This window comes from Bacillus sp. FSL E2-0195 (genome assembly GCF_038003645.1).
Lineage (GTDB): Bacteria > Bacillota > Bacilli > Bacillales > Bacillaceae_G > Bacillus_A > Bacillus_A mycoides.
On the sequence record NZ_JBBOPN010000001.1, the window covers coordinates 433,902 to 458,050 of the forward strand.

Sequence of the window (24,149 nt, forward strand, 5' to 3'; positions counted from 1 at the left end):
TGGTAACGGATGAAAGAGTATATTGCATTTGATATTGGTGGTACGCAAATTAAATATGGAATTGTTTCAGAAATAGGGGTAGTACTAATACATAAAAAGGTCCCAACAGAAATTCACTTGGGCGGGGAACAAATTGTTCAAAAGCTTATATATTTATCAAAAAAGTTAATGACTGAACATACTATTTCCGGAATTGGTATTAGTACAGCGGGAATTGTTGATATTGATAAAGGAGTTATAACGGGAGGTGTGGATCATATTCCGCGTTATGCTAATATTTCTATTGTTGAGAGACTACAAGAAGTATTAAAAGTTCCTGTATCTATTGAAAATGATGTTAATTGTGCGGCCTTAGGCGAGAAATGGAAAGGTACAGGGAGGGGAGAAAGCGATTTTATTATGCTTACGCTTGGAACGGGCATTGGTGGAGCAATTGTTATAAATGGGGAGTTATACCGTGGACATTCGTTTGGCGCTGGGGAATGGGGGAGCATGTTAATAGAAGGGAATACTTTTGAGGAGGTTGCCTCAATTTCGGGATTAATTCATCTCGTACGAAGATATAAAGGTGAAAAGGAGTGGGATGGTAAAACAATTTTCGAATTATATGATAAGGGTGATAGCAGTGTTATTCAAGCCGTGAAGATTTTCTTTAAACATTTGGCGATTGGAATTAGTAACCTTGCTTATATTTTTAATCCGAAAATGATTATTATTGGTGGGGGAATTACTGAAAGAGGAGATGATTTTTTAAATGAAGTGAAGGAAGAGATAGGAACATACTTAAATCAAGATATTTATAGTAATTGTGAGATTAAACTTGCGCAAAGCGGCAATTGTGCAGGAATGATTGGTTCTATTTACCACTTATTACATCAGTATAAATAAATATAGTATCTGTTTTCATATAATTGAGAATTTATCCTTTTTCTCATTAGATAAATAATGCTACAATATAAGAGGAGAATACAATGTTTTCCGATTTGGAAAATGCTTTGTAGAAAGGAAGAAACTTCATGCCTATTATTTTAGAAAAAGGACAAAAGATTGATTTAACAAAAGGACAACCGAGAGTAGCGAAACTGCAGGTTGGCTTAGGCTGGGATCCAATTGGGCAATCAGGTGGGTTTCTGTCTTCTTTATTTGGAAGTAAACCAAGTGTAGATTGTGATGCATCTGTTGTTATGTTAGAAGGGGATCGTTTTTTAAACAAAAATGATCTAGTTTACTTCGGCAACAAACTTTCTACTTGTGGTAGTATCATTCATTCAGGAGATAATTTAACAGGTGAAGGCGCTGGTGACGACGAAACAATTTTCGTAGAATTACATAAAGTTCCGAGCCGTATTAATCGTTTAGTATTCGTTGTAAATATTTATGACTGTGTAAATCGTCGTCAAGATTTTGGGATGATTCGCAATGCATATATTCGTATTCAAAACCCACAAACAGGTGAAGAATTAGCACGTTATAACTTGTCAGATAATTACGCTGGCAAAATGACTTTAATTGCAGGGGAAATGTATCGAGACGGAAACGAATGGAAGTTTTCAGCAGTTGGAGAAGGAACACAAGATAAAAACTTAAGTGAGATTGTATCACGTTACCAATAAGATAAACCAAGGAGGAATTGTATATGGCATCAATTTCATTGAAAAAAGGACAAAAGGTAGACTTAACAAAAACAAATCCAGGTCTTTCGAAAGTTCTTGTAGGACTTGGTTGGGATACGAATCGTTATGACGGACAAAGCGATTTCGATTTAGATGTTAGTATCTTCTTAGTAGGTGCTAACGGTAAAGTTTCAGGAGCAGAGGATTTCGTCTTCTATAATAATCCAAAAGGTGCGAATGGTGCTGTAGAGCATTTAGGAGATAACCGTACAGGTGCAGGTGAAGGCGACGATGAAACAATTAAAATAGACTTAAAAAATGTTCCTGCACATATCGAGCGAATTTGCTTCACAATCACAATTTATGATGGAGAAGGCCGTAGCCAAAACTTCGGACAAGTTTCTAACTCTTTCGTACGCATTATGGATGAAGAAAAGAATGCAGAATTAATTCGTTACGATTTAGGAGAAGATTTCTCTATTGAAACTGCAGTAGTAGTAAGTGAATTATACCGTCACGCAGGTGAATGGAAATTCAATGCAATCGGAAGTGGATTCCAAGGTGGATTAGGTTCTCTATGTAATAACTTTGGTTTAGATGTAGAGTAATAGATTTATATATCCATCGGTGAAACGCGTATTTACTGATGGATATATTTTTTGAAATTAAAATATAGAGGTGAAAATATATGGTTATTCAATTGCAAAAAGGACAGAAAATAGATTTAGCTAAAACAAGCCCAGGTTTATCAAGAGCAGTAATTGGTCTTGGATGGGATATTAAATCTTATGATGGTGGATCTGATTTCGATTTAGATGCATCTGCCTTTTTATTAGATGCGAACGGGAAATGTACGAAGGAAACTGATTTTATTTTCTATAATAATTTACAGTCTCCTTGTGAATCAGTTTTACATACAGGAGATAACCGTACAGGTGCAGGTGACGGTGATGATGAGCAACTTGTTGTCGATTTGAAAAAGGTTCCAGCAGATGTTCATAAAATTGCTATTACAGTTACAATTTATGATGGAGAAGGCCGTAATCAAAACTTTGGACAGGTTGCAAATGCATTCGTGCGTTTAGCAAATGAAGAAACAAACGAAGAAGTTCTTCGTTTTGATTTAGGGGAAGATTTCTCCATTGAAACAGCAGTTGTCTTTTGTGAATTATATCGTCATAATGGACAGTGGAAGTTTAGTGCAGTAGGAAGTGGATTCCAAGGTGGATTAGGTGCGCTTGTAAGAGCGTATGGCTTGGATGCATAAGAAGGGAAACGGTATTCGTTTCCTTTTTTTGACCTTTCTATAAATCTAGCAAAGAATAGGGGATAAAGGTAAGATGAGTATTTTGCAAGGAATCCTTGATACGTATGCTCAGTTTTTCGACTTGGACATGTGGATTAAAGTGTTACAAGATCCAGTATCTTGGGGGTTAATAGGTACACTTGTTGTACTTGAAGGGTTATTATCTGCTGACAATGCACTTGTGTTAGCGGTAATGGTAAAACATCTTCCAGAAGAAAAACGAAAAAAAGCATTATTCTATGGACTTATTGGAGCTTATGTATTCCGTTTTATTGCAATTGGAATCGGAATGTTCTTAATTAAATTGGCATGGGTAAAAGTGTTAGGTGCGCTTTACTTAGCTTGGCTGTCAATTAAATATTTCATTGATAAAAGAAAAGGCACTTCAGAAGAAGAAGCCCATGGTATGAACCAAAATAGTATTCTCTTCAGAATGTTCGGTGTTTTCTGGGGGACGGTTGCGATGGTTGAATTAATGGATATCGCATTCTCTGTAGATAGTGTACTTGCTGCGTTTGGTGTATCGAATGAAGTTTGGATTTTACTATTAGGTGGAATGCTCGGTATTTTAATGATGCGCGGTATTGCTGGCGTATTCTTAAAATTGTTAGAGCGTATTCCAGAACTTGAAACGACAGCATATATTTTAATCTTAATTATTGCAGCAAAAATGCTACTGTCTGTCATTCATATTGAGGTAAGTCATACGCTGTTCTTTATTATTTTAGTTATAGCGTTTGGAGCAACGTTTATACTTCACTACATGAAGAATTCTGGACAAGCTAAAGAAGAAGTTGCAGCTACTAAAAATGAACATAAATAGTTGAAATGGGTTTGCTCGTTATGCGAGCGCCCATTTTTTATAACTAGAAATAGTTTATAATAGAAGAGAGACTTTATAAAAAACGTAAATGTTTTTGGAGGTGAACTGTTGTGTTTTCACGTTTTACACTTCAACCATATGCATTAAAAGATGAATCAGATTTAAAGCAATTTGAAGCGCTTTTAGAAAAACGTCCACAATATGAACTGACAGAGAATGAGATGAAATTTAGTTATATAGCAAGTCGCATTCTTGGTGTTCCGAATGATGTAGATGAATATTTCAATGAACTATTTGATTATAATGAAGCAAAAGGGATCGAGGTTTTGCATGAACAAAATTTAAATAAGGTGATTGATCCCGAAAAACTGCGCCATATTCAAGAAGTTTTTGCATTACATCAAGAAGCGCCGAATGGACTTACAGTAAATAGGCTTGTAGCACATTTGTCTGGAAAACAACTATTACCGCAAGTAGACAATCCTGATTTACAGCATTATATACATACGACGTTTATTTCTGTATTGAAATTGTATGAGAAACAACATAATCAATCTTTAAAAACAGAAGGATTCCGGCGTTTCTTAATCGATATGATTAAATTAAGTGAAAATTACGTAGCGAAGTGGTTCTCTACGATTAATTATAAGAAACAAATGCCACGTATCGTTTGGTACGGTGATGCGACGGAGAGTCGTATATATTTCTTATACTTTCTTATTATGCTCGGCTGTGATGTGCTTTATTATCACCCAGAAGGAAAAGATGGATTTGAGAGTGTAGATGAGGAAGGAAAGACCTTTGTCGTATCTCATTCAGGCCGTATTTCATTGGAACCATTTCCTGATCGGCGTCGTGAACGCGTCGCAACAGTAGCTTATCAAGCTTCAAAAGAAATCGAGCAAGTACTTCACCACGATAATTCATTATTATACAAACCGTGGCAATTCCGTTCGTATACACCTGTAGCCCGTACGCTCAAAACGACGTACGATGAACTCTTTTTAATTACGAAAGAAAAGGCATTTGTACGCCCAACATTCTTTGTTGAAAATAAGCATATTTATATTCCTTCTTTATTTGCAAAAATATCAGGTGTTTCAAAGAATGATAAAGAATATTTTCAGCGACTAAAGGCTGTTACATCATTTGATAACAGTTTCTTGATTAATACATTCCCGTTCACGAAAGAACAAAAAGCGAATTTCCAATATCATTATCGAGATGCATTGGACCGCGCAGGGAAGTTACATCCGGATTTAATTATGAACAGCCATTGGTGGCCGCATAAGCGTTTACCAGAAGGATTACAACATGGTATTGCAGAAGCAATCATCCATACGTGCGAAAGTGAAATGTGTAAACCAATTGCGAAAGAGACGAAACAAGATGTAGCGCTGTATGTTTTCGCACAACTCTCTCAAATACCACCGAACATTTTAGAGCAGCTTGAGAAATTTGATTATTCGCAAGAAGTACCGAAAATTGTTATATTTAATAATGAGAAGAGCGGAGAATTAAGTCGTTCTGATGCTGTGTTATTACTATTTTTAAATCAAATTGGAGTAGATGTATTCCACTTTAATCCAACGGGGAGAAACGATATTGAACCGTATATTCAATCAGGAGCATTTGATTCACATTGGCTTGAAGAAGTTAATTTCGATCTTGAATTTCATGGTTCATCAGCCTATAAAAATTTATCACAAACAATAAAAGGACTATTTCGTCCATTTTTATAAGGAAAGGGAGAATACCATATGAATAACCCAGTCGTACTAGATTCGAAAACAGAATTGAATGAGCAAACCGCACAAGATGTTCGCTTGCAACTTAGACAAGATGCAGAAGTGCAACGTATTTATAACGCAGTAGACATTAAAGATCAATTAGAATTAATTGAACTCGGAAAAGAACCTTCTATGGAAATTTCACGTTTCGCTGATCAAATTTTACATACAATGTCTTTATCGAAAGTAGAAGACTCTGGTGAATTATTAAAACAGCTTGGTAAAATTATGGACAGATTTGATAGTAAAGACTTTGCGGAAGAGAAAAGTGGTTTCTTCTCACGTATGTTCAAAAAAGCAGATAAAATGATTGAACAAATCTTTAGTAAGTATCAGACGATGGGTCGCGAAATGGATAAAGTATACGTAGAAATTACGAAGTATCAAGATGAAATGAAAAAATCAATTGGTACGTTAGATGGTTTATATGAGCAAAACTTAAAGTATTATTTAGACTTAGAAAAATACGTAGTAGCAGGGGAAATGTTATTAGAGCGTTTAAATACAGAGTTAGTTCCGATGTACGAAGAGCGCATACGTAATAATGATCAGTTAGCGGGTATTGAATTAGAATCGCTTAAAAACTCTGTTGAAATTTTAGAACAACGTATTGATGATTTAGAAAAAGCACGTATGGTTGCTCTATTAACGGCACCACAAATTCGTATGATTCAACGCGGTAACAATAAATTAATCGGTAAAATCAATACAGCATTTATTACAACGATTCCTATCTTTAAAAATGGTATCATTCAAGCGGTAAATGCGAAACGTCAAAAGCTTGTTGCGGACTCTATGGCTGAACTTGATCGCCGTACAAATGAATTACTTAAGAAAAATGCACAAAATATCGCAACTCAAAGTGTGGAAGTAGCGAGATTATCAGGTTCTTCTAGTATTAAGATGGAAACACTTGAGGAAACTTGGAACATTATTTCAAGAGGTATGCAAGAAACACAACAAATTGAAGAGCAAAATAAACGTGAGCGTGAAGAAAGCCGCAAGCGCATGGCTACATTAACAGAGAACATCAAAAAAGAATTACAAGGATAAAGAAAAGGCAATGAGGAACAGTCCTCATTGCCTTTTAGTTTCTCTTAACTAATTTAATGATTTCATTCACAACAAGCGGAATGATACTTAACAAGAGAACAAATCCCCAATCTCGCATTGTTAATGCATGCACACCAAATATATTGGCAAGATGTGGGATGGAGATAATACACACTTGCATAAGAACACCGATTAGAAGTGAGAAGACTAAATATTTATTTGTAAATATCCCAATTGAAAAAATTGATTTCGTTCTTGAACGTAAGTTAAATGAATGAACGAGTTGAGAGAAACTAAGAACGACAAATGCCATCGTTTGAGCGTGTAATAGCGCGTCTTCATCAATTTGCTCTGGGAAGAGAGGAAATAAATTTGTATCTCCTGTATAGAGCTTTGCCCCAACGATAAAGGCTGTTAAAGTAAGAAGTCCAATTACAACCCCATTGAAAATAAGAAAAGGAACGCTGCCGCTAAATAAGCTTTCTTTCGCATGTCGTGGTTTTTCCTTCATCACATCTGGATCTTCAGGATCAACACCGAGTGATAATGCAGGTAGTGTATCTGTAATTAAATTTACCCATAAAATGTGGATAGGGCGTAGTGGTGTTGCCCAGCCGAGTAAAATAGCTAAAAAGAGAGCTATAATTTCGCCGAAATTACAAGAAAGTAGGAAGAGAATAGACTTTTTAATATTACGATAAATATTTCTTCCTTCTTCAACAGCTTTCACAATAGATGAGAAGTTATCATCTGTTAAAACTACATCTGCTGCGCCTTTTGCGACATCTGTTCCTGTAATTCCCATTGCTACTCCAACATCTGCTTGCTTTAAAGAAGGAGCATCATTTACACCGTCACCAGTCATGGAAACGATATTTCCTTCAGCACGTAATGCTTTTACAATCTTCACTTTATGTTCTGGAGAGACCCTAGCGAATACATTTAAGTGATTAATTTTACTTGCTAGTTCTGTATCTGAAATGGTATCTAATTCAGTTCCAATCATAATTTCAGATTTTTCTTCAGCAATACCAAGTTCTTTGGCAATTGCAAAGGCGGTATCCTTATGATCACCAGTAATCATAACTGTGCGAATACCAGCTTTTTGACATTCTGTAATTGAATCTTTTACTTCTGTGCGTGGTGGATCAATCATACCGACAAGACCGATAAAGATAAGATTTTCTTCGAGGTGATTTATATTCACATCGTTTGAATCGTATCTTTTATATGCGAATGAAAGTACTCTTAAGGCTTCTTGTGACATTGACCCGGCAGCTTCTAATATTTGATTTTTATCAGAATCTGTTAAGATCTCAATTTTATTATTTATAAAGATATGGGTACAGTGAGGTAAAAGTTTATCAATTGCACCTTTCGTCATGCTATAGTAGCTTTCATCGTACGTATGTACAGTTGACATCATTTTACGATCAGACTCGAAAGGTAATTCGTTAACACGTTCATGTTTATTTTCTAAATGATCTTTTTGAATGTTAAAAGAGCTTCCGGCAACAAGAAGGGCAATTTCTGTAGGATCCCCTGTTTGTGAGTCGGTACTGTAAGAGGCATCGTTGCATAAAACCATATTTTCTAATAATAGACGGTGTACATCATTATTTATATTCAAATTTTCTAGCTGGTCGTATGTGCGATCACTATAAAAGTGAGTAACGGTCATTTTATTTTGAGTTAATGTACCTGTTTTATCTGAACAAATAATTGTGACAGAACCGAGAGCTTCAACAGCTGGTAGTTTACGAATGATAACGTTTTGTTTAATCATACGCTGAACACCAATGGCAAGAACGATGGAAACGATAGCTGGTAAGCCTTCTGGAATGGCTGCAACAGCTAAACTAATTGCAGTCATAAACATTTCCAAAGTATCTCGTCCTTGTAAAAAACCGATGAGAAACATAATAGCGCAAATAGCTACAGCGACAAAACCTAAATATTTTCCTACTTGTGCTAAGCTTTTTTGAAGTGGTGTCATATCATCGTCTGCTTCATGTAAAAGGGTAGCAATCTTGCCAATTTGTGAGTTCATCCCAGTTTCAACAGCAACACCAGCGCCACGTCCATACGTTACTAACGTCGACATAAATGCCATGTTTTTTTGATCGCCTAATGGTACTTGCTCATCACTTTGCATGGAAGGGTGGTAGACTGCATCTTTATCGACAGGGACGGATTCACCAGTTAGAGCAGATTCTTCAACTTTTAAATTTGCAGTTTCGATAAGGCGTAAATCGCAGGGGATATACCGCCCAGCATCAAGCATAACGATATCACCTGGAACGACGTGCTCAGATGGAATTTCTTTTAGTTCACCATCTCGCTTTACGATAGCTTTAGGTGTTGCCATCTTTTTCAATGCTTCTAAAGCCTGTTCTGCTTTCGATTCTTGGATTACACCGATAACGGCATTTAAAACTACAACGAGCGCGATAATACTTGCATCAGCCCATTCACCTACAAAGGCAGAAATAAGGGCAGCGATAATAAGGACATATACGAGGACGTCATTAATTTGGGCGAAAACGCGTTGCCATAAAGTACGTTTTTGTTTGGTAGCTAATTCATTATAACCATATTGCTTTAAACGTTCATTTACGATTTCATCTGTTAAACCGTGTTGTTCATTTGTTTCTAGGTCGATTAATGTTTGATTTTTCGTCTTACTGTACCAATTGCTCATAAGTAAGCACCCCCAGTAAAAGCAGTTAGCAATGGTAGTGTGGCAATTTTTTTAGAGTAGTATGTATGGAGAAAAAATCTAAGGTGAGATTCTACTTTCATTGTACAGTATTTTAGAATGTGATGAGGAAAAGAGAAGAGTTGTCATGAATTTGTTGAAATTAAAAGAGCCTCGCATACGTGAGGCTCTTTGTTATTTTTTAATTAATGTACCTAGTTCCTCAGTAATAGCTTGCATTTCACTAATACTGAATGTTTCACGTTTCATAACATGCTCATAAATGTCACGTAAGTCCTCGTACATTTCTTCGTTAAAACTAGCAGCTCTCATTGCTCCAGCATTAACCATGCGTAATTTTTCTTTAATAGCTTCTACCATATATTCAACGTTTGCTTCTGATTTCACGGATAAATCCACCGAAGTGTCCCCCTTTAAAATAACATAAGGTTATCTTAACATTTTTTTATCATTTTCGTTAATGAAACTTTTCAATCCTATTAAATTAGTAGGGATTTCCTTTATAATTAATAATTGGTTGCTTATACTATAGATATATATTAAGAAATGCACCAAGAAGGGAAGAAACAAAAATATGGTCCGAGTATTGTTTGTTTGTCTTGGGAACATTTGTCGTTCTCCAATGGCAGAAGCAATTTTTCGAGATTTTGTCGTAAAAGAGGGACTCGAAGAGAAAATTGTCATTGATTCTGCAGGAACTGGAGATTGGCATATTGGTCATCCACCACATAAAGGAACACAAAAAATTTTAAAAGAAAATGAAGTCTCTTTTGAAGGAATTAAAGCACGGCAAGTAGAAAAAGAAGACTTAACAAAGTTTGATTATATTATTGCCATGGACAACAAGAATATAGCGGATTTAAAAAGTTTTGGTAAAACTGGAGGCTATATTGGTAGGCTGTCCGATTTTGTTCCAGACGGTGGCTGGACAGACGTTCCTGACCCTTACTTTACAGGGAACTTCCAAGAAGTGTATGACCTTGTAACAGAAGGGTGTGTAAAGCTATTAGCTTTCATTCGAAATGAACAAGGAATATGAGGAAGCTTAGAAAGTAATACTTTCTAATATAAGAAATGAAAGGGTGAAGGAATATGGCAAAGAAAAATAATATTGCTCGAAACATTGCGATTGGTGTAGCTGCAGGTGTAGCTGTATCTATGTTAAAGAAAGAAAACCGTGAAAAAGTAAAAAATACGGCAGAAAAAGCAAAAACAAAGATGATTGAGATTGGTGAAAATGCGAAGATAAAAGAAAAAGTGCAAACTGTTACAGATAAAGGACGCGAACTTGCTGATTTCAATGTAGTGAAAGCGAAAGTAGCAGAAATTAAAAAATTGACGCCGTCTGTTGTAGAAACGTTAAAAGAAACGAAAGAAATGTTTAGTAAGAAAAAGATTGTGCCAGTAGAAAAGCCGGAAACGATTGAAATTCAAGCTGTATCTCCAAAGGTAGATGAGCTTAAAGCAGAAGAAGAGCCAGTGGTAGCTGAAGATGGTGGTATGAAAGAAGCGCGTGAATTATTTATGAAGGACTCAAATGCAGAGGAAAAAAAAACTGAAGCATACATTGAGCTAAAGCAAAATAAAGAAGAGAAGAAAAGCGTCTAAAAAATATGAGAAAATTTCTAGAAAAAGCAAAAAGAAATCGCACTTTTTCGTTTGGGAAAGATTTATATGACCGGACGATGCGCGATGATGTAGCGGGCTTAGCAGCACAGCTCGCTTATTTCTTCTTGCTTGCGATTTTCCCTGGGCTTGTTTTCTTAATTACGCTTCTTGGCTTTATTCCCATTCAAACAGAGGATGTGCTTAGTTTATTAGAGGTTTATGTACCAGATGATGCGATGAACTTAATTGAGGTAAATGTAGATAAAGTTGTAAATCAGCAAAATGGTGGTTTATTATCATTTGGTCTATTATCGATGTTATGGTTTGCCTCAAATGGTGTTAATGCGGTTATGAATGCTTTTAACCGCGCGTATGATGTAACAGAAACACGCTCCTTTATTAAAACAAGAGCTTTATCTATCGTGTTCACGTTAGCAATAATTTTTATGATCGTGTTTGCACTAATCGTCCCAGTATTTGGACAAGTGATTGGGGCAGCCGTGTTTAAAGCAATTGGTTTATCGGATAGTTTTTCTTATGTTTGGAGCATTACACGTTTAGTAGCAAGTTTCTTCGTTTTAATCGCTTTGTTTAGCTTTTTATATACATTTGCGCCTGATCGTAAGTTAAAGAGAAGAGAAGTTGTTTCAGGGGCGTTATTTGCTACTATAGGATGGATTGTGGTATCGTACTCATTTGCCTATTATGTAGATAAATTTGCAAATTACGCTAATACATATGGTGGTCTCGGTGGTATTATTATTTTAATGTTATGGTTTTACTTAACTGGATGGGTAATTTTACTTGGCGGTGAAATTAATGGTTTACTCCATCATTATAGAACGGGTGACAATAATTCCCGTAATGAAAAATGAGCTCTTGTTCCATAATAAAAGGGAACAGGGGGGATATTTCATGAGTAATAATAAAAAGAACCACAATAATAAAAATAACAAACAAAAGAGCAGTTCGCATCCAAAGCATAAAACGAGCAGCAGTGCGAACGGTCACAATAGCTACCATTAAAAAAAGCGGGTCCTTTATGAGGGACCCGTTTTAATTATTTCCTTTTAATAATCGTAAGCCATTCAAAATTACAAGAATGGTACTTCCTTCATGTCCAATAACACCGAAGGGAAGCGCTAAAAACTGTAAAAAATTTGAACAAATCAGCATTGCAATGACAGCTAAAGAGAAGATAACGTTTTGCTTCACAATACGGTTCATTCGTTTTGATAAACGGATTGCTTGAGAGAGACGAGATAATTCGTTTTTCATAAGAACAACGTCTGCAGTCTCTAATGCCACGTCTGTTCCTTCACCCATTGCAACACCAATACTAGCAGTAGCGAGGGCAGGTGCATCGTTTATACCATCTCCAACCATGGCGACTATGCCGTACTTTTCTTTTAACTGCTTTATCGTTTCAACTTTTGTTTCCGGTAAACATGATGCGTAATATTCTTTTATATTACTTTCATTGGCAATTGCTTTTGCTGTTTCTTCATTATCACCAGTAATCATGATTGCTTCGACACCAATGCTTTGCAAATCACGAATAGCCGCTATCGTTTCTTGGCGAAGGGTATCTTTTAAAGCAATCAGTCCAAGAATACCATCCTCATCACTAATATAAACGACAGTTTTCCCCTCTTTTTCAAGTGAAGCAGAAATGCCATTATGAAATGTTTTTATTTCTTCTCCGATAAAATCAGCTTTACCAATTTTATAAGCTTTGTTTTCTAATATTCCTTTTAATCCAAAACCAGTTACATCTTCAACGTTTTCTGGTTTTTTTATCGTAATGTCGTAAGCATGTTTTGCATATTTAACAATCGCTTCTGCTAAAGGGTGTGTAGAGTGACTTTCAATCGCTGCTGTAATAGAAAGTACTTCACTTTCTGCTATGCCTTCTCGAACATATACATCTGTTACAGTAGGTTTTCCTTGTGTTAATGTTCCCGTTTTATCAAAGGCAATCGCCTTTACTGAAGCTAGACGTTCTAAATGAATACCACCTTTAAAGAGAATACCGTTTCTCGCTCCGTTTGAAATTGCTGATAAAGTTGCTGGTGTAATAGCTGCAACTAGAGCACAAGGAGAAGCGACTACAAGTAAGATCATAGCGCGATAAAACGTTTCATTCCAACTCCAATCAAGTAAGAAATGAGGAACGAACATCATAAGCGCAACAACGAGCAGCACACCTTTTACGTATGTTCCTTCAAATTTTTCGATGAATAGTTGTGATGGTGATTTTTCGCTTTGTGCACTTTGAACGAGACGAATAATCTTTTGGAATAATGTTTGATCGCTCGGCTTCGTAATTTTAACTTCGATAGCACCACGTAAATTTACAGTGCCGGCAAATACTTCATCGCCGAATTTTTTCTCATTCGGAATAGGTTCTCCTGTAATAGCTGCTTCATCAATATTTGTTTCACCATTATGAATTGTGCCATCAGCAGGAACACGCTCACCTGGCTTAATTAAAATAATATCGTTAATTTGTAATTGTCCAACTGGAATACGTTCCTCGGTTCCAGTTGAAATACGTAATGCTTCTTCCGGTTGTAGATTAAGAAGCGCTGAAATTTCTTTTTGGCTTTTACTTAATGTATAAGATTCCATTGCACCGCTTAATGCAAAGATGAAGATTAAAATAGCACCTTCTGCCCAGTAACCGATAACTGCGGCACCGATAGCTGCAAAAATCATGAGCATTTCAACATTTAGCTCTTTCTCTTCAATTGTGTCTTCAATACCTTCTTTCGCTTTTGCAAATCCTCCAATTACATAAGCAAGGATATAGAAAGTAATACCTGCACTTATTGCATCATTTTTTGTGAATAACCAACCAGCTAAAATAAAAATACCAGATGTGATTGCAAATATAAGTTCATAATGTTTCTTTAATGTATCCCATAAAGAGGGATGAGAAATATCTTTTTGTGCTTGTAATGTTTTTACTTCTGCGTTCATTAATACTCGCTCCTTCCGAATTCTTATTGAGAAAAAGAATCAAAATCGAAACCCCTATAAAACGACGAAAGCTGCCATCCATAATGGATAGCAGCATTTCTGTTGAATCTGATTTTAATAGTTATTATGTTGTAATTATTCTATAGTATAGCATATGTTTTTCTTAGATGATATGTTTTTGTTTTAGTATAAAGTGAAACTTTAATTAGTGGGGGTTTTGTTCATCCCACGCTGATTATTAGCCCTCGCCAATCGGGCTTTTACTGCCCGGCGAATAGCGGGATAAACTGAAAACTTGTGTTTTCGCATTTCCTTTGGTATATATGAATATTGTTCATAAAAAGGTCGGAAAGGAAGACATCAAGTTGAAGACAGAGAAATTTTTTACCCATCCGATTGGCGTGTTTATTGCTGCAATAGTAGCAACATTTTTATGGGGAAGCGCATTTCCCTTTATTAAATTAAGCTATGCTGAACTTGGAATTCAGCCACAAGAAGTCGGGGAACAAATATTATTTGCTGGCTATCGCTTTTTCTTATCTGGTGTAATGCTCTTATTATTTTTTAAAGCGTTAGGCAAAGATATGAAGTTCAAAAAAGGAACAGGAAAGCAGTTAGTTCAAATTGGCTTGTTTCAAACTTTTCTTCAATATATATGTTTTTATATTGGAATGAGTTACAGCTCAGGAATTGAAGGAGCGATTATTTCAGGAACATCATCATTCTTTCAAATTTTACTCGCACACTTTTTATATAAAGATGATGCTCTAAATAGGCGAAAAGTAATTGGAGTAGCTATCGGTTTTTGCGGTGTGATTTTAGTGAATGTACCGAGTGATGGAAGTTTATCATTTCATTTTGGAATAGGTAGCTTATTACTTCTTGGGGCAGCCATGATGTATTCGTATGGAAACATATTAGCGAAAGAAGGTAGTAAAACATTAGATATTGGGTATATGACAGCATATCAGATGATTTTCGGATCAATTGGGTTGCTATGTATAGGTGCATTTCAAGTTGGAATGATGCCATTCACATTTAATCTACATGCAATACTTATGCTCTTATATTTATCGTTCTTATCAGCAGCCGGATTCTGTATATGGAATACAATTATGAAGTATAACAAAGTAGGGAAAGTCTCGATGTATATGTTCTTTATACCAGTGTTTGGTGTGCTACTATCAAGTCTAATTTTAGGGGAAGCAATCCATTCCTTTGTACTATTTGGTTTAGCATGTGTCGCAGCGGGAATTATTGTAGTAAATCGTAACCCGGTTAAAAAGAAAGTTGAGCAAGAAAAACAAGTAGCATAGAGAACAGAAAAACGATTAAAATGGAAGAACAGTATTGTTCTTCTTTTTTTACATAGAAAAAGGAGAACGTGATATATGTAACGAAAAAAGATAGAATAAAGCATTTATTGAGGAGAACATATTATGAATGTACTTTACATTGTGTTAGTCGGGCAAATTATTCTTTTTTTAATGGGAGCAATTTATGCAATAGGACAGACGAAGAGAACGAGAAATAATATGCCGTTACCTTTAGCAGTTCGTCTTATTCTTAGTTTTTCTTTAACAGGAAGTGCAATTTGGATATGGTTACAAGATCCATCGGCTGAGTACAGTACGTGGGTTGCACTCGGTATGACTTTATCAACTGTAGGGGATTTATTTATGGCAGGATTAATTCCAATTGGTCATCGATTAATTGGAGGAATGGTTACTTTCGCTCTTGCACATTGTTTCTATGTGAAAGCATTTTTACAAACAGGTATTTCATGGAATGGTTTTTGGATCGGTTTATTCGTATACGGACTCTTTCTAATTATAGGGTGGTTTTTCTTTATTCGAAATGAAAAACAAGACAAACTTTTTACAATAGGCGCTCTAATTTACGGTTTGTGGGTTGGAGGAATGGCATGTTTTGCATTCGCCTTATATTACGAGAATATAGGAATATGGTGGATACCAGCACTTGGTGGTTTACTGTTTGTGATTTCTGATTTTATTATCGGCGTGACAGATATCGGAGGGCGCAAACTGAAGTATGAACCGCTTTGGATTTGGTTTACATATGTCGCAGCGCAGATGTGTATTGTATATGTAGGATTATAAAAAGATACTCTCAAAAATAGTTGATAGACTATTTTGAGAGTATCTTTTTTATTGCTATGCTATTATATTTGTTTGTTTAATTTGTGCAGTATCTTATACTTTCTAAGTATAAATTTCATAGGAAAAGTCCTGTTTGATAGATGGAAAACATAGTATATAAAAATAGTGAATTTATAGGGATTATTATTTTTATATTTGTAATATTCTGATGTTATAATTCAGAATTTTGTGGAAATTAACCAGTCGGAGTACTTATAATAAAAATAAAAAGATGATGAGATGGTGGAATGATGCAAAAGAAAAAATGTTTGCGTGAATTCTTTGAAATAATTGCAATTGCATGTTTATTAGTGTTTTTGGCAAAAATCTTTTTGTTTTTCCCTACGACTGTAAAAGGAGCATCGATGAGGCCGACGTTACAAGATGGAGATAAAGTAATTATTAATAAACTTGCAAAGAGATTTGAAAGTTATGAGAGAGAGGATATTATTGTCGTGAAGACAGATAATTTCTATGTGAAGAGAGTTATTGGATTACCAGGAGATGTAATTGAGATGAAGAATGATCAATTATATGTTAATCATCAAGTGAAAAATGAAGAGTATTTAAAGAATAATAAAAAACAGGCAGAAAAATTACTTATCAATTTAACTGAAGATTTTGGACCGATTACAATTCCTAAAAATAAAATTTTTGTGATGGGAGATAATCGTTTAGTTAGTAGGGATAGTAGGAACGGTTTAGGGCTCATTGATAGAACAGAAGTATTAGGAAAGTTCATGGCGATATATTATCCATTTGAACATGTGAAAATTGTAGATTAAAAATAAGAAAAACCAAGCGAATTAGTTGCTTGGTTTTTCTTATTTAAACAGTTGGTGTTTTATTTATTGTTTCTTGTGAAGCAATATGTTCATTATTTTGGTCGATATTTAACATGAATTTTCGTTGTAACAATTGCAATTTAAAGAGTGTTAAAGGATCATGATAAGTTTCTGGGTTTGTTCTTAGCTTTGTTAATGTTTGCTCATCTTCTTGTATTTCAAGTTGGGCCGCTTCTACGGTTTGTTTCAATATGCTAAGAGGGTCTTTAAAGAACATCATGATATCCCGTTCTAGCGCACCTTCAAATACTTCAAATTGAAGGAAGAATTGTTTTGAAATCATCTGAGCAACTTCTGTATAATCTTCTGTTTCAATATATTGTTTATATTTATTTGATAGCATAGATTGATTTTTTTGCATATTACCGAATAATTTCCCTGCACTCTTTAAGAAAAATTGTGTCGGTGTAAAGCGTAATAAAATATTGATGTTAGCTACTGTAATTCTATTCGTCATTCTTGCAACATCTCTATCCCAGTCATCTAGTAATTTGAAATCACAAGGAAGTTTAATACGCTCTTCCTCATAGAGCTTATTAAAGGTATCGCTCATTTCATCTAAATAAGCTTGAGCTTGAATGAATTCATTATGAGCAGTTTCAATCCATTCTTGAATAGACCCAGTAAATTTAGGAAGAAGCACTTGCTGTACATGTTTTTGAATTCTTTCATTCATTGCTACATTTAGTTCTTCATGGACCAGTTTGAAATCACTATCTTCTTGAACGAGGTCAGAGCAACTCTGCAACAATTCAGGAATTTGAGAATGTATATCCTGCGTAATCTCTTCTTTCGTTAAGAGATAAGATTCTGTAATAGAACGAATTTTATCTTTTTGAATGGCAGTAAGATTATTAATAAAACCATCAAGTTTTACTAAAATATGTTTATTCCAGCGAACGGATTTCACTAACGTATTTTCTAATTCCACACGTTCATTTACAAGGTATGCAATTGTTTTTTGGATAAACCATAATAATTTTTCAATGCGTTCTTTTTCCACGTTACGCTTAGTAAGGTTAGAAAGAATAGAGTCTGTTACGTTACCTAGCTGTTCACTACTCTCTTGTGAAGGAGAGTAAGGGAAAAAGTGTGCTTCTGGGAAATGTACGAGTATTTTCTTTTTAATGCTGTTCGTGATATTTTCACTAGTATTCGTATCAATTGTTTGTAAGACGAATTTAATTTGTAAATTTGGTACTTGCTCACGAATATATAATAATGTATCGAGCTCTTCATCATGTAATGGTGAAGCTGAATTTAGGACATAGATGAGACTATCTGCTGCCTGTAAGTATTCAAAGTGAGAGCTGTTTTTGTCAAGTTGTCCATGCACAGTAGGTGTGACAAGGAATGAAAACTTATTTTTTCGTAAAAATCTACTTGGTAATTTAACTTCAATACATTTTCTTTCTAGTTTTGACTGAGAAGGTACCGCTAGTATGTTATGAAGTTCGTCAAAGTTTGGTATATTTCGTATATCTAGTTCTGTAAGCTCAGTTATTTCAGTTTGACTATCATCTTTAAATGTAATTGAAGTTGTTATAGCCTCATTTAATATATTTTCTCCTAGTATAGAGTTAATAAAGGCTGATTTATCATAATCGCTAGCTCCTGCTACTAGAAGTTGTGTAACAGTTAAATCGTATAACTCACGAACAAGTAGTGTGAATTGATGACCTAAATCTACATCATTCTTCTCAGCCCATACAGCAATCGTTTCAAATAATGCTGATACGTCTGCCATATCAACATTTGCATGAGCTGATGTATTTGAAAGTAAGGCACCTGCGCTTTTTACGAGTAATGATTCTAGAGTTGTCGGTGAAACTTCATTCCATGCTAATACTGCTGCGGATACAAGTAAAGAATCTTCCGCTCTCATTAAACTAAACCAATTTGTTAATAAATCTGGTACAAGTCCTTGTAATTCGTGCATGAAATGTTGTCCAGTAATCAATTCGAAGTACGTCTCTTGATAGCGAGTAGAAATTTCATTCCAATCGTCATGAGCATCTACTTCAACATGTAAGAATAGGTGATTTATTGTTTGAATCCAAGGGAGATGGAATGATTCATTTTCATAGCTGTTCCAAAGTGAGATAACAAGCTCTTTAAATTGAACTTGATCAATTGTATATAAGGCTTTTAAAGATTCATAGAAATACTCAGGTTTAATTTTTTTAGTAAAGCCTCTGTTCACATAATTGATTAAAGTATCGAACCAGTGCAATGATTTTGTTCGAATTCCTTCTTGAACAGCGAGTTCAATAGCATTATTCCAATCTTCTTGTTTTTCATAGAACGATCGAGCGATTGCAGTAATATTTGGATAGTCTGGTTGAAATGCAACAGCCTCGCTAATCGTCTTAAATGCTAGTCCTAAACGATTTTGCTCTATATAAAGGGAAAGAAGTTGTAGGGAAACTTCCATTGTAAGGGTTGTATCTTCTGTTTGGATAGATGTATAAATTTCTTCTGCTTTTGGCAAGAAATCTAATTCGAAATAAGCATCTGCAATATTCTTCATAGCCCAGAGAGCAAGTTCATTATTTACTTTCTCCCATTTGAATATAGCGGCTTCAAAGTCGTTAGTTTGAAAATAAACTTCACCTTGTGCAAAGCGAATATTAGATATATTGGAGAATTCATTTTTTGATTCATTTATATATGCTTCACCGAGTACTTCCGCTACCGGAATGGAAGAGTCTTCTGTTAAAAATGTTTTATAGTAAATCTTTTGGATAAATTGTTTTTCAATGGTCATGTTCGTTCCCCCTGTATAATTTAGAAAAATGATGTTGTATGTAAAAGGGTGCATGTTACTCTAATAGGTAGAAGTTGCATTATATAGACCAAACTATGTTTTTGCTAGATATATCATTTTTCTTGAGAGTTAAACCGTTGCAAAAAGTAACTTCCCTTTATTGTAACAAAAAAATAAGCCTATGAATTTTTATTTTTTTATCTCGCTATTTATAGGCAGTAGGACTCCTACTCCAAAATTGAGCGAATGCAAGGAAGTTAAGTGGGAGACCTGCTGCCCGTAAAATCCCGATTGGTTCAGGCCAATAATCAGTAGGGATGGATAAAAAACCACCGATTAAATCTCTATTTAAGGAATGGAATAGAAGTAGAGTTCATTATAAAAACAATGTATAGTGAATATGTATACCATGTTTGTCTTAAAGATAGAATGGGCACAATATGGGATAACGATCGTGTATAGGATGTGTCTTCCGAATGGAACAACATATTGGCGAGTTAATCGCACATTATGGATATTTTGGAATTATTATAGCTTTAGCTGGCGGGATTGTTGGATTACCTATACCGGATGAGTTTTTATTGACTTTTATTGGATATAACATTTCAAAAGGAGTTATGTCAGGAACAGCTGCTTTTTTAAGTGGAATGGCAGGTGCAATGCTTGGCATTACATTAAGTTACATATTAGGTTTAAAACTTGGGCTCCCTGTTTTAAAAAAATATGGTCCGAAAGTTAGAATTAAGGAACATCATATTGAAAAAACACATATTTTATTTGAAAAATACGGTCCATTTCTTTTAATGATTGGCTACTTTATACCGGGAGTACGTCATTTAACAGCATATTTTGCTGGAGTTTCAAATTTAACATTGTGGCGATTTTGTTTGTATGCTTACGGTGGTGCACTAATTTGGATAAGTGTTTTTATTGGCTTAGGTTGGAAACTGGGAGAAAAGTGGCGCTTTGTTGAATATAGTTTACATCATTATGGAATATGGATTTTATTAGTTTCGGCAATTGTAATATTGATTGTGTGGATTTACATAAGGAAAAGAAAAAACCGCTAATAATAGCGGTTTTTTTAGCTGAAAGCAATAAATAATACACCAGCTGTAATAAAGACTACACCAATACCGGTCATAAAGTTTAACTTTTCACCTAATATAATCATCGCGAGAATAATGGAAAATACTACACTTAATTTATCGATAGGTGCTACTTGTGAAACTTTTCCTGTTTTTAACGCAAGAAAATAAAATAGCCATGACGAAGCACCAGCGATTCCACTTAATGTGATAAATAGCAGTGCTTTTTTATTTAGGAGGACATCACCGATATTTTGAAATTTACCTTGTATAATAATAACTCCTACCATAAATAATGCCATAATAATAGAGCGAACCGTTGTTGCGACGTTGGCATCGATTCCATCTAAGCCAATCTTTCCGAAAATAGATACGAGGGCAGCAGCAATTGCTGATAATAGTGCGAATAATAGCCATGAACTCATAGTGAAACTCCTCCAATCTTACATTATTATACATGAAAATCATTCTCATGTATAAAAACGAAATAAACCCCCGCCCTATATTTTTAATAAGGTGGGGGTTTATTATACTACTCTGCTATTTCTTCATATAAAAAGTACGTTACATTATAAATATGCTCTACTTCATCATCCGTCATAAATAATAATTCGTCACGTTCAATCCCTTTTTTCTTTTCAATAAACTCAATCATGTTTTTTCGTTCTTCTCTTTTCATCAATTTTAATTTCTCCCCTCAATCTGTTTTAATACAGTTTATTTAAGTTACTGCTATTATATAACAGAATCTTTAGAAAGTTCCACCTATTTTATTGTTTTTTTCAGAAGAACCTTTCGACAAAACAAGCCCACCTAAGGGGGGCTTGTTTTTATTTTATAGTCGTAAAAACTCAGGCTCGGTCGTACCAGCACTATCGATGTAATAAATTGTATCGGGATTGATTTTTATTAGTACGTAATTAGGGTCTTCCGCACCGAGTAACCAGCGTTTTAAGCTATTAGTCCAAAATTTGTTTTTTAATGTTTGATCTTCTTCGATGGAAGCTATACCTTCAACTTCAATGTAATCCTCATCTAATTTCTTTCCTTCACGTCCAAGTAGTACATGTACATTGGGATTTTTTTCAATATCTGTTATCTTTTTTGAATTTCGATCTGTTGCAACATATAGTACAAAATCTTCGTGGAAAAACATCATAAAGGCGCTATGTGGCTTATCGTTACGTACAGTAGATAATACACCAGTGCGTTGACCTTGAATAATAGTTGCGATTTTTTCTTTTAAGTGCATATTTTTTGCCTCTTTTCATAATTCATAATTTTTTCTGTCTGGACAAGATAATTTAAATATCTTTCATACTGTTTTCTTCAATCCGATTTTTTAAACGTAATTGTGATGAAATCGGACAAGTTAGGAGATGAATAATAATAATATCGAGGAGAAATACATACGATGGAAGGATGAAAAGCATGTTTAATAAAATATTTCTCATAGTAGCGCTTATAGGTGTACCACTTTCTGTAATCGGAAAAACACTTCATTGGCCACAAACTATTATGTTTGCTGTATACTGCATTACTATTATTGCATTAGCTGGTTTTATGGGGAGGGCGACAGAAAGTTTAGCAATTGTTTCTGGGCCTCGGATAGGTGGTTTATTAAATGCAACTTTCGGTAATGCCGTGGAACTTATCATTTCAATTTATGCACTCCAGGCAGGATTAACAGAAGTTGTTTTAGCTTCCTTAACTGGTTCTGTACTTGGAAACTTATTACTGGTAGGAGGGTTATCCTTCTTTATAGGTGGCCTTAAGTATAAAAGACAAAGTTTCAATGTTTATGATGCAAGACATAATTCAGCTTTATTAATATTTGCTGTTGTCGTAGCTTTTGTTATTCCAGAGATTTTTTCAATGAAGATGGATGCTGGAAAGACGTATCAATTAAGTATTGGTGTTTCTATTATCATGATCATTATGTATCTTGCTGCATTGCTATTTAAGTTAGTTACGCACCGCGGTGTATATCAACATAAAAGTGATGAAGTAGCGCATGAGGAAGAGCCAGAGTGGTCCAAAGGTAAAGCGCTACTCATTTTAGCGATAGCAACACTTGCAGTTGCTTATGTGTCAGAGGCACTCGTACATACTTTTGAAACGGTCGCAAAGTCGTTTGGCTGGTCAGAGTTATTTATAGGGGTTATTATCGTTGCAATTGTTGGTAATGCAGCAGAACATGCATCTGCGATTATTATGGCATATAAAAATAAAGTAAATATCGCAGTAGAAATTGCAGTAGGTTCTACATTACAAATCGCCATGTTTGTTGCTCCTGTTTTAGTACTTCTTTCGATGTTTTTTGCACAAAAGATGCCGTTAGTATTTACAATACCAGAGCTTGTTTCCATGATTACAGCTGTTTTCTTAACTATTGCTATTTCAAATGATGGGGATACAAACTGGTTTGAAGGAGGCACTTTATTAGCTGCGTATGTCATTATGGGAATTGGTTTTTATTTATTATGAAAAATAGGGATAACAATGCTTCAGAGGGAAAACACTAAATACAGTAATTTATATACCTTTACATAGGAAGGAGCCAGACAGGTGAAACGAGTATACAGCATATGTCTTTCAACCATGGTCTCGTTTATTTTATTATTTCCTAACAGTAGTTTTGCAAAGACAACGGTAGAAGTAAAAATGCCTTCATCTGTTTTAAATATTTCAAAGGATAATACATTTCCAAATGATGCACAAGATTTACCGCGTTTACAGCCAAGTAAGTTTGCGCAAGAACTATTGAAAACAGCAAATATCAAAATTGAAAACCCAGATTTAATTCGAATGTTTAATGAAACGACAATTTCGAATGCACCGCTTGCAGTAGGGTACCGAGCGAAAATTTATTTAGGACAATGGGCATTAAATTATGAGTCAATAGACACATCGATTAATTGGGAATATAAGCAAGTAAATCGAAATGTATATGATAATCGCGGAGGGGATCGCTTATACCCACTTCGCTATAAGCAAGAAACCCAAAAGACAATCGAAGGTGATTTAACAGCAGATATGAAAGATACTACAGATGTGAAAAAAATGATGCTTCTAAAAGCGCTTGAAAAAGTACAATTGCCACTTTCATTTAAAACAACCATTGGTTATGGTACCGGACATGAGCGTGTTTATAATATTAGTCCAAGTCAACTTGGATATTTATATGCGTATACACCAGCAGTAAATGAAAAAGGAAAAGTAACATTTGGAGAAGTCTACCTTGTGTTAAAAGGGAATCAAAAAAAGCTTGTCGTGAAAAATATTACATCTCAAGGAATCGGAGCCGCTATTCCAATTCATGATCATTTATTTTTTAAATTTGTTTCTTCATCGCATGCACAATGAAATAAAAAACGTCAGCCTATAAGCTGACGT

General features: G+C 34.9%; 23 protein-coding genes. 16 read left to right on the plus strand and 7 right to left on the minus strand.

The window, feature by feature from the left end; genetic code table 11:
• Positions 1–9: 9 nt before the first annotated feature.
• The 7 genes from MHH59_RS02245 to MHH59_RS02275 all read left to right on the plus strand — a co-directional run bounded on the left by MHH59_RS02245 (position 10) and on the right by MHH59_RS02275 (position 6,585).
• Positions 10–888 (plus strand): ROK family protein, encoded by an 879-nt coding sequence (locus MHH59_RS02245; RefSeq protein ID WP_002124997.1) that lies wholly within the window; start codon positions 10–12, stop codon positions 886–888.
• Positions 889–1,016: 128 nt separating this feature from the next.
• Positions 1,017–1,613, plus strand: a complete 597-nt coding sequence (locus tag MHH59_RS02250) for a TerD family protein (protein ID WP_002029589.1) — start codon at positions 1,017–1,019, stop codon at positions 1,611–1,613.
• 23 nt (positions 1,614–1,636) lie between these two features.
• Positions 1,637–2,221, plus strand: a complete 585-nt coding sequence (locus MHH59_RS02255) for a TerD family protein (protein ID WP_002124998.1) — start codon at positions 1,637–1,639, stop codon at positions 2,219–2,221.
• A gap of 80 nt (positions 2,222–2,301) precedes the next feature.
• Entirely contained in the window at positions 2,302–2,880 is a 579-nt protein-coding gene (locus MHH59_RS02260; protein ID WP_002010227.1) for a TerD family protein, read from the plus strand.
• A 73-nt stretch (positions 2,881–2,953) separates the two neighbouring features.
• Positions 2,954–3,742, plus strand: coding sequence for a TerC family protein (locus tag MHH59_RS02265; protein ID WP_201055453.1), 789 nt, complete (start codon positions 2,954–2,956; stop codon positions 3,740–3,742).
• A gap of 110 nt (positions 3,743–3,852) precedes the next feature.
• Entirely contained in the window at positions 3,853–5,484 is a 1,632-nt protein-coding gene (locus MHH59_RS02270) for a YceG family protein (RefSeq protein ID WP_002125002.1), read from the plus strand.
• Positions 5,485–5,502: 18 nt separating this feature from the next.
• Complete coding sequence (locus MHH59_RS02275; RefSeq protein WP_002029585.1) at positions 5,503–6,585, plus strand: toxic anion resistance protein; 1,083 nt, start codon at positions 5,503–5,505, stop codon at positions 6,583–6,585.
• Positions 6,586–6,619: 34 nt separating this feature from the next.
• On the opposite strand, the gene MHH59_RS02280 is transcribed toward MHH59_RS02275, so the two are convergent.
• Positions 6,620–9,286 (minus strand): cation-translocating P-type ATPase, encoded by a 2,667-nt coding sequence (locus MHH59_RS02280; protein WP_078178184.1) that lies wholly within the window; start codon positions 9,284–9,286, stop codon positions 6,620–6,622.
• Between the two features lie 192 nt (positions 9,287–9,478).
• Positions 9,479–9,703 carry a DUF1128 domain-containing protein gene (locus tag MHH59_RS02285; RefSeq protein ID WP_002010236.1) on the minus strand — a complete coding sequence of 75 codons (225 nt, stop codon included), beginning with the start codon at positions 9,701–9,703 and terminating at the stop codon, positions 9,479–9,481.
• 175 nt (positions 9,704–9,878) lie between these two features.
• Here MHH59_RS02285 and MHH59_RS02290 point away from each other — a divergent pair, with 175 nt between their 5' ends.
• Genes MHH59_RS02290 through MHH59_RS02300 form a run of 3 tightly spaced genes read left to right on the plus strand, consistent with a single transcriptional unit; the run spans position 9,879 to position 11,787 of the window.
• Entirely contained in the window at positions 9,879–10,343 is a 465-nt protein-coding gene (locus tag MHH59_RS02290) for a low molecular weight protein-tyrosine-phosphatase (RefSeq protein ID WP_002125006.1), read from the plus strand.
• Positions 10,344–10,396: 53 nt separating this feature from the next.
• Positions 10,397–10,912: a DUF4075 domain-containing protein gene (locus MHH59_RS02295; RefSeq protein ID WP_002125007.1), complete on the plus strand. Its 516-nt coding sequence runs from the start codon at positions 10,397–10,399 to the stop codon at positions 10,910–10,912.
• 5 nt (positions 10,913–10,917) lie between these two features.
• Positions 10,918–11,787 carry a YihY/virulence factor BrkB family protein gene (locus tag MHH59_RS02300; RefSeq protein WP_002125008.1) on the plus strand — a complete coding sequence of 290 codons (870 nt, stop codon included), beginning with the start codon at positions 10,918–10,920 and terminating at the stop codon, positions 11,785–11,787.
• 181 nt (positions 11,788–11,968) lie between these two features.
• Here MHH59_RS02300 and MHH59_RS02305 read toward each other — a convergent pair whose 3' ends face one another.
• Positions 11,969–13,894, minus strand: coding sequence for a heavy metal translocating P-type ATPase (locus MHH59_RS02305; RefSeq protein WP_002169232.1), 1,926 nt, complete (start codon positions 13,892–13,894; stop codon positions 11,969–11,971).
• A 365-nt stretch (positions 13,895–14,259) separates the two neighbouring features.
• Here MHH59_RS02305 and MHH59_RS02310 point away from each other — a divergent pair, with 365 nt between their 5' ends.
• From MHH59_RS02310 to lepB, 3 genes are all read left to right on the plus strand, one after another.
• The gene (locus MHH59_RS02310) at positions 14,260–15,210 is read left to right on the plus strand and encodes a DMT family transporter (RefSeq protein ID WP_002186856.1); all 951 of its coding nucleotides are present in this window, start codon (positions 14,260–14,262) and stop codon (positions 15,208–15,210) included.
• 123 nt (positions 15,211–15,333) lie between these two features.
• Positions 15,334–16,014, plus strand: coding sequence for a lysoplasmalogenase (locus MHH59_RS02315; RefSeq protein ID WP_002029577.1), 681 nt, complete (start codon positions 15,334–15,336; stop codon positions 16,012–16,014).
• A 287-nt stretch (positions 16,015–16,301) separates the two neighbouring features.
• Positions 16,302–16,838, plus strand: a complete 537-nt coding sequence (gene lepB / locus MHH59_RS02320; protein ID WP_002029576.1) for a signal peptidase I — start codon at positions 16,302–16,304, stop codon at positions 16,836–16,838.
• A 43-nt stretch (positions 16,839–16,881) separates the two neighbouring features.
• On the opposite strand, the gene MHH59_RS02325 is transcribed toward lepB, so the two are convergent.
• Positions 16,882–19,665 (minus strand): tetratricopeptide repeat protein, encoded by a 2,784-nt coding sequence (locus MHH59_RS02325; RefSeq protein WP_050000835.1) that lies wholly within the window; start codon positions 19,663–19,665, stop codon positions 16,882–16,884.
• Positions 19,666–20,141: 476 nt separating this feature from the next.
• Here MHH59_RS02325 and MHH59_RS02330 point away from each other — a divergent pair, with 476 nt between their 5' ends.
• Positions 20,142–20,735 carry a DedA family protein gene (locus MHH59_RS02330; RefSeq protein WP_002029574.1) on the plus strand — a complete coding sequence of 198 codons (594 nt, stop codon included), beginning with the start codon at positions 20,142–20,144 and terminating at the stop codon, positions 20,733–20,735.
• A 14-nt stretch (positions 20,736–20,749) separates the two neighbouring features.
• On the opposite strand, the gene MHH59_RS02335 is transcribed toward MHH59_RS02330, so the two are convergent.
• The 3 genes from MHH59_RS02335 to MHH59_RS02345 form a co-directional block, all read right to left on the minus strand.
• Positions 20,750–21,178, minus strand: a complete 429-nt coding sequence (locus MHH59_RS02335) for an EamA family transporter (RefSeq protein WP_002029573.1) — start codon at positions 21,176–21,178, stop codon at positions 20,750–20,752.
• 107 nt (positions 21,179–21,285) lie between these two features.
• Complete coding sequence (locus MHH59_RS02340; protein ID WP_000817786.1) at positions 21,286–21,432, minus strand: BH0509 family protein; 147 nt, start codon at positions 21,430–21,432, stop codon at positions 21,286–21,288.
• A 156-nt stretch (positions 21,433–21,588) separates the two neighbouring features.
• A complete protein-coding gene (locus MHH59_RS02345; protein WP_002140268.1) occupies positions 21,589–22,005 on the minus strand; it encodes a pyridoxamine 5'-phosphate oxidase family protein in 417 nt (138 codons plus the stop codon).
• A gap of 179 nt (positions 22,006–22,184) precedes the next feature.
• Here MHH59_RS02345 and cax point away from each other — a divergent pair, with 179 nt between their 5' ends.
• Both cax and MHH59_RS02355 read left to right on the plus strand, forming a co-directional pair.
• Entirely contained in the window at positions 22,185–23,240 is a 1,056-nt protein-coding gene (cax, locus tag MHH59_RS02350) for a calcium/proton exchanger (protein WP_002191840.1), read from the plus strand.
• Between the two features lie 81 nt (positions 23,241–23,321).
• Positions 23,322–24,119, plus strand: a complete 798-nt coding sequence (locus MHH59_RS02355; RefSeq protein ID WP_002125017.1) for a YfkD famly protein — start codon at positions 23,322–23,324, stop codon at positions 24,117–24,119.
• The last annotated feature ends 30 nt before the right edge of the window (positions 24,120–24,149 follow it).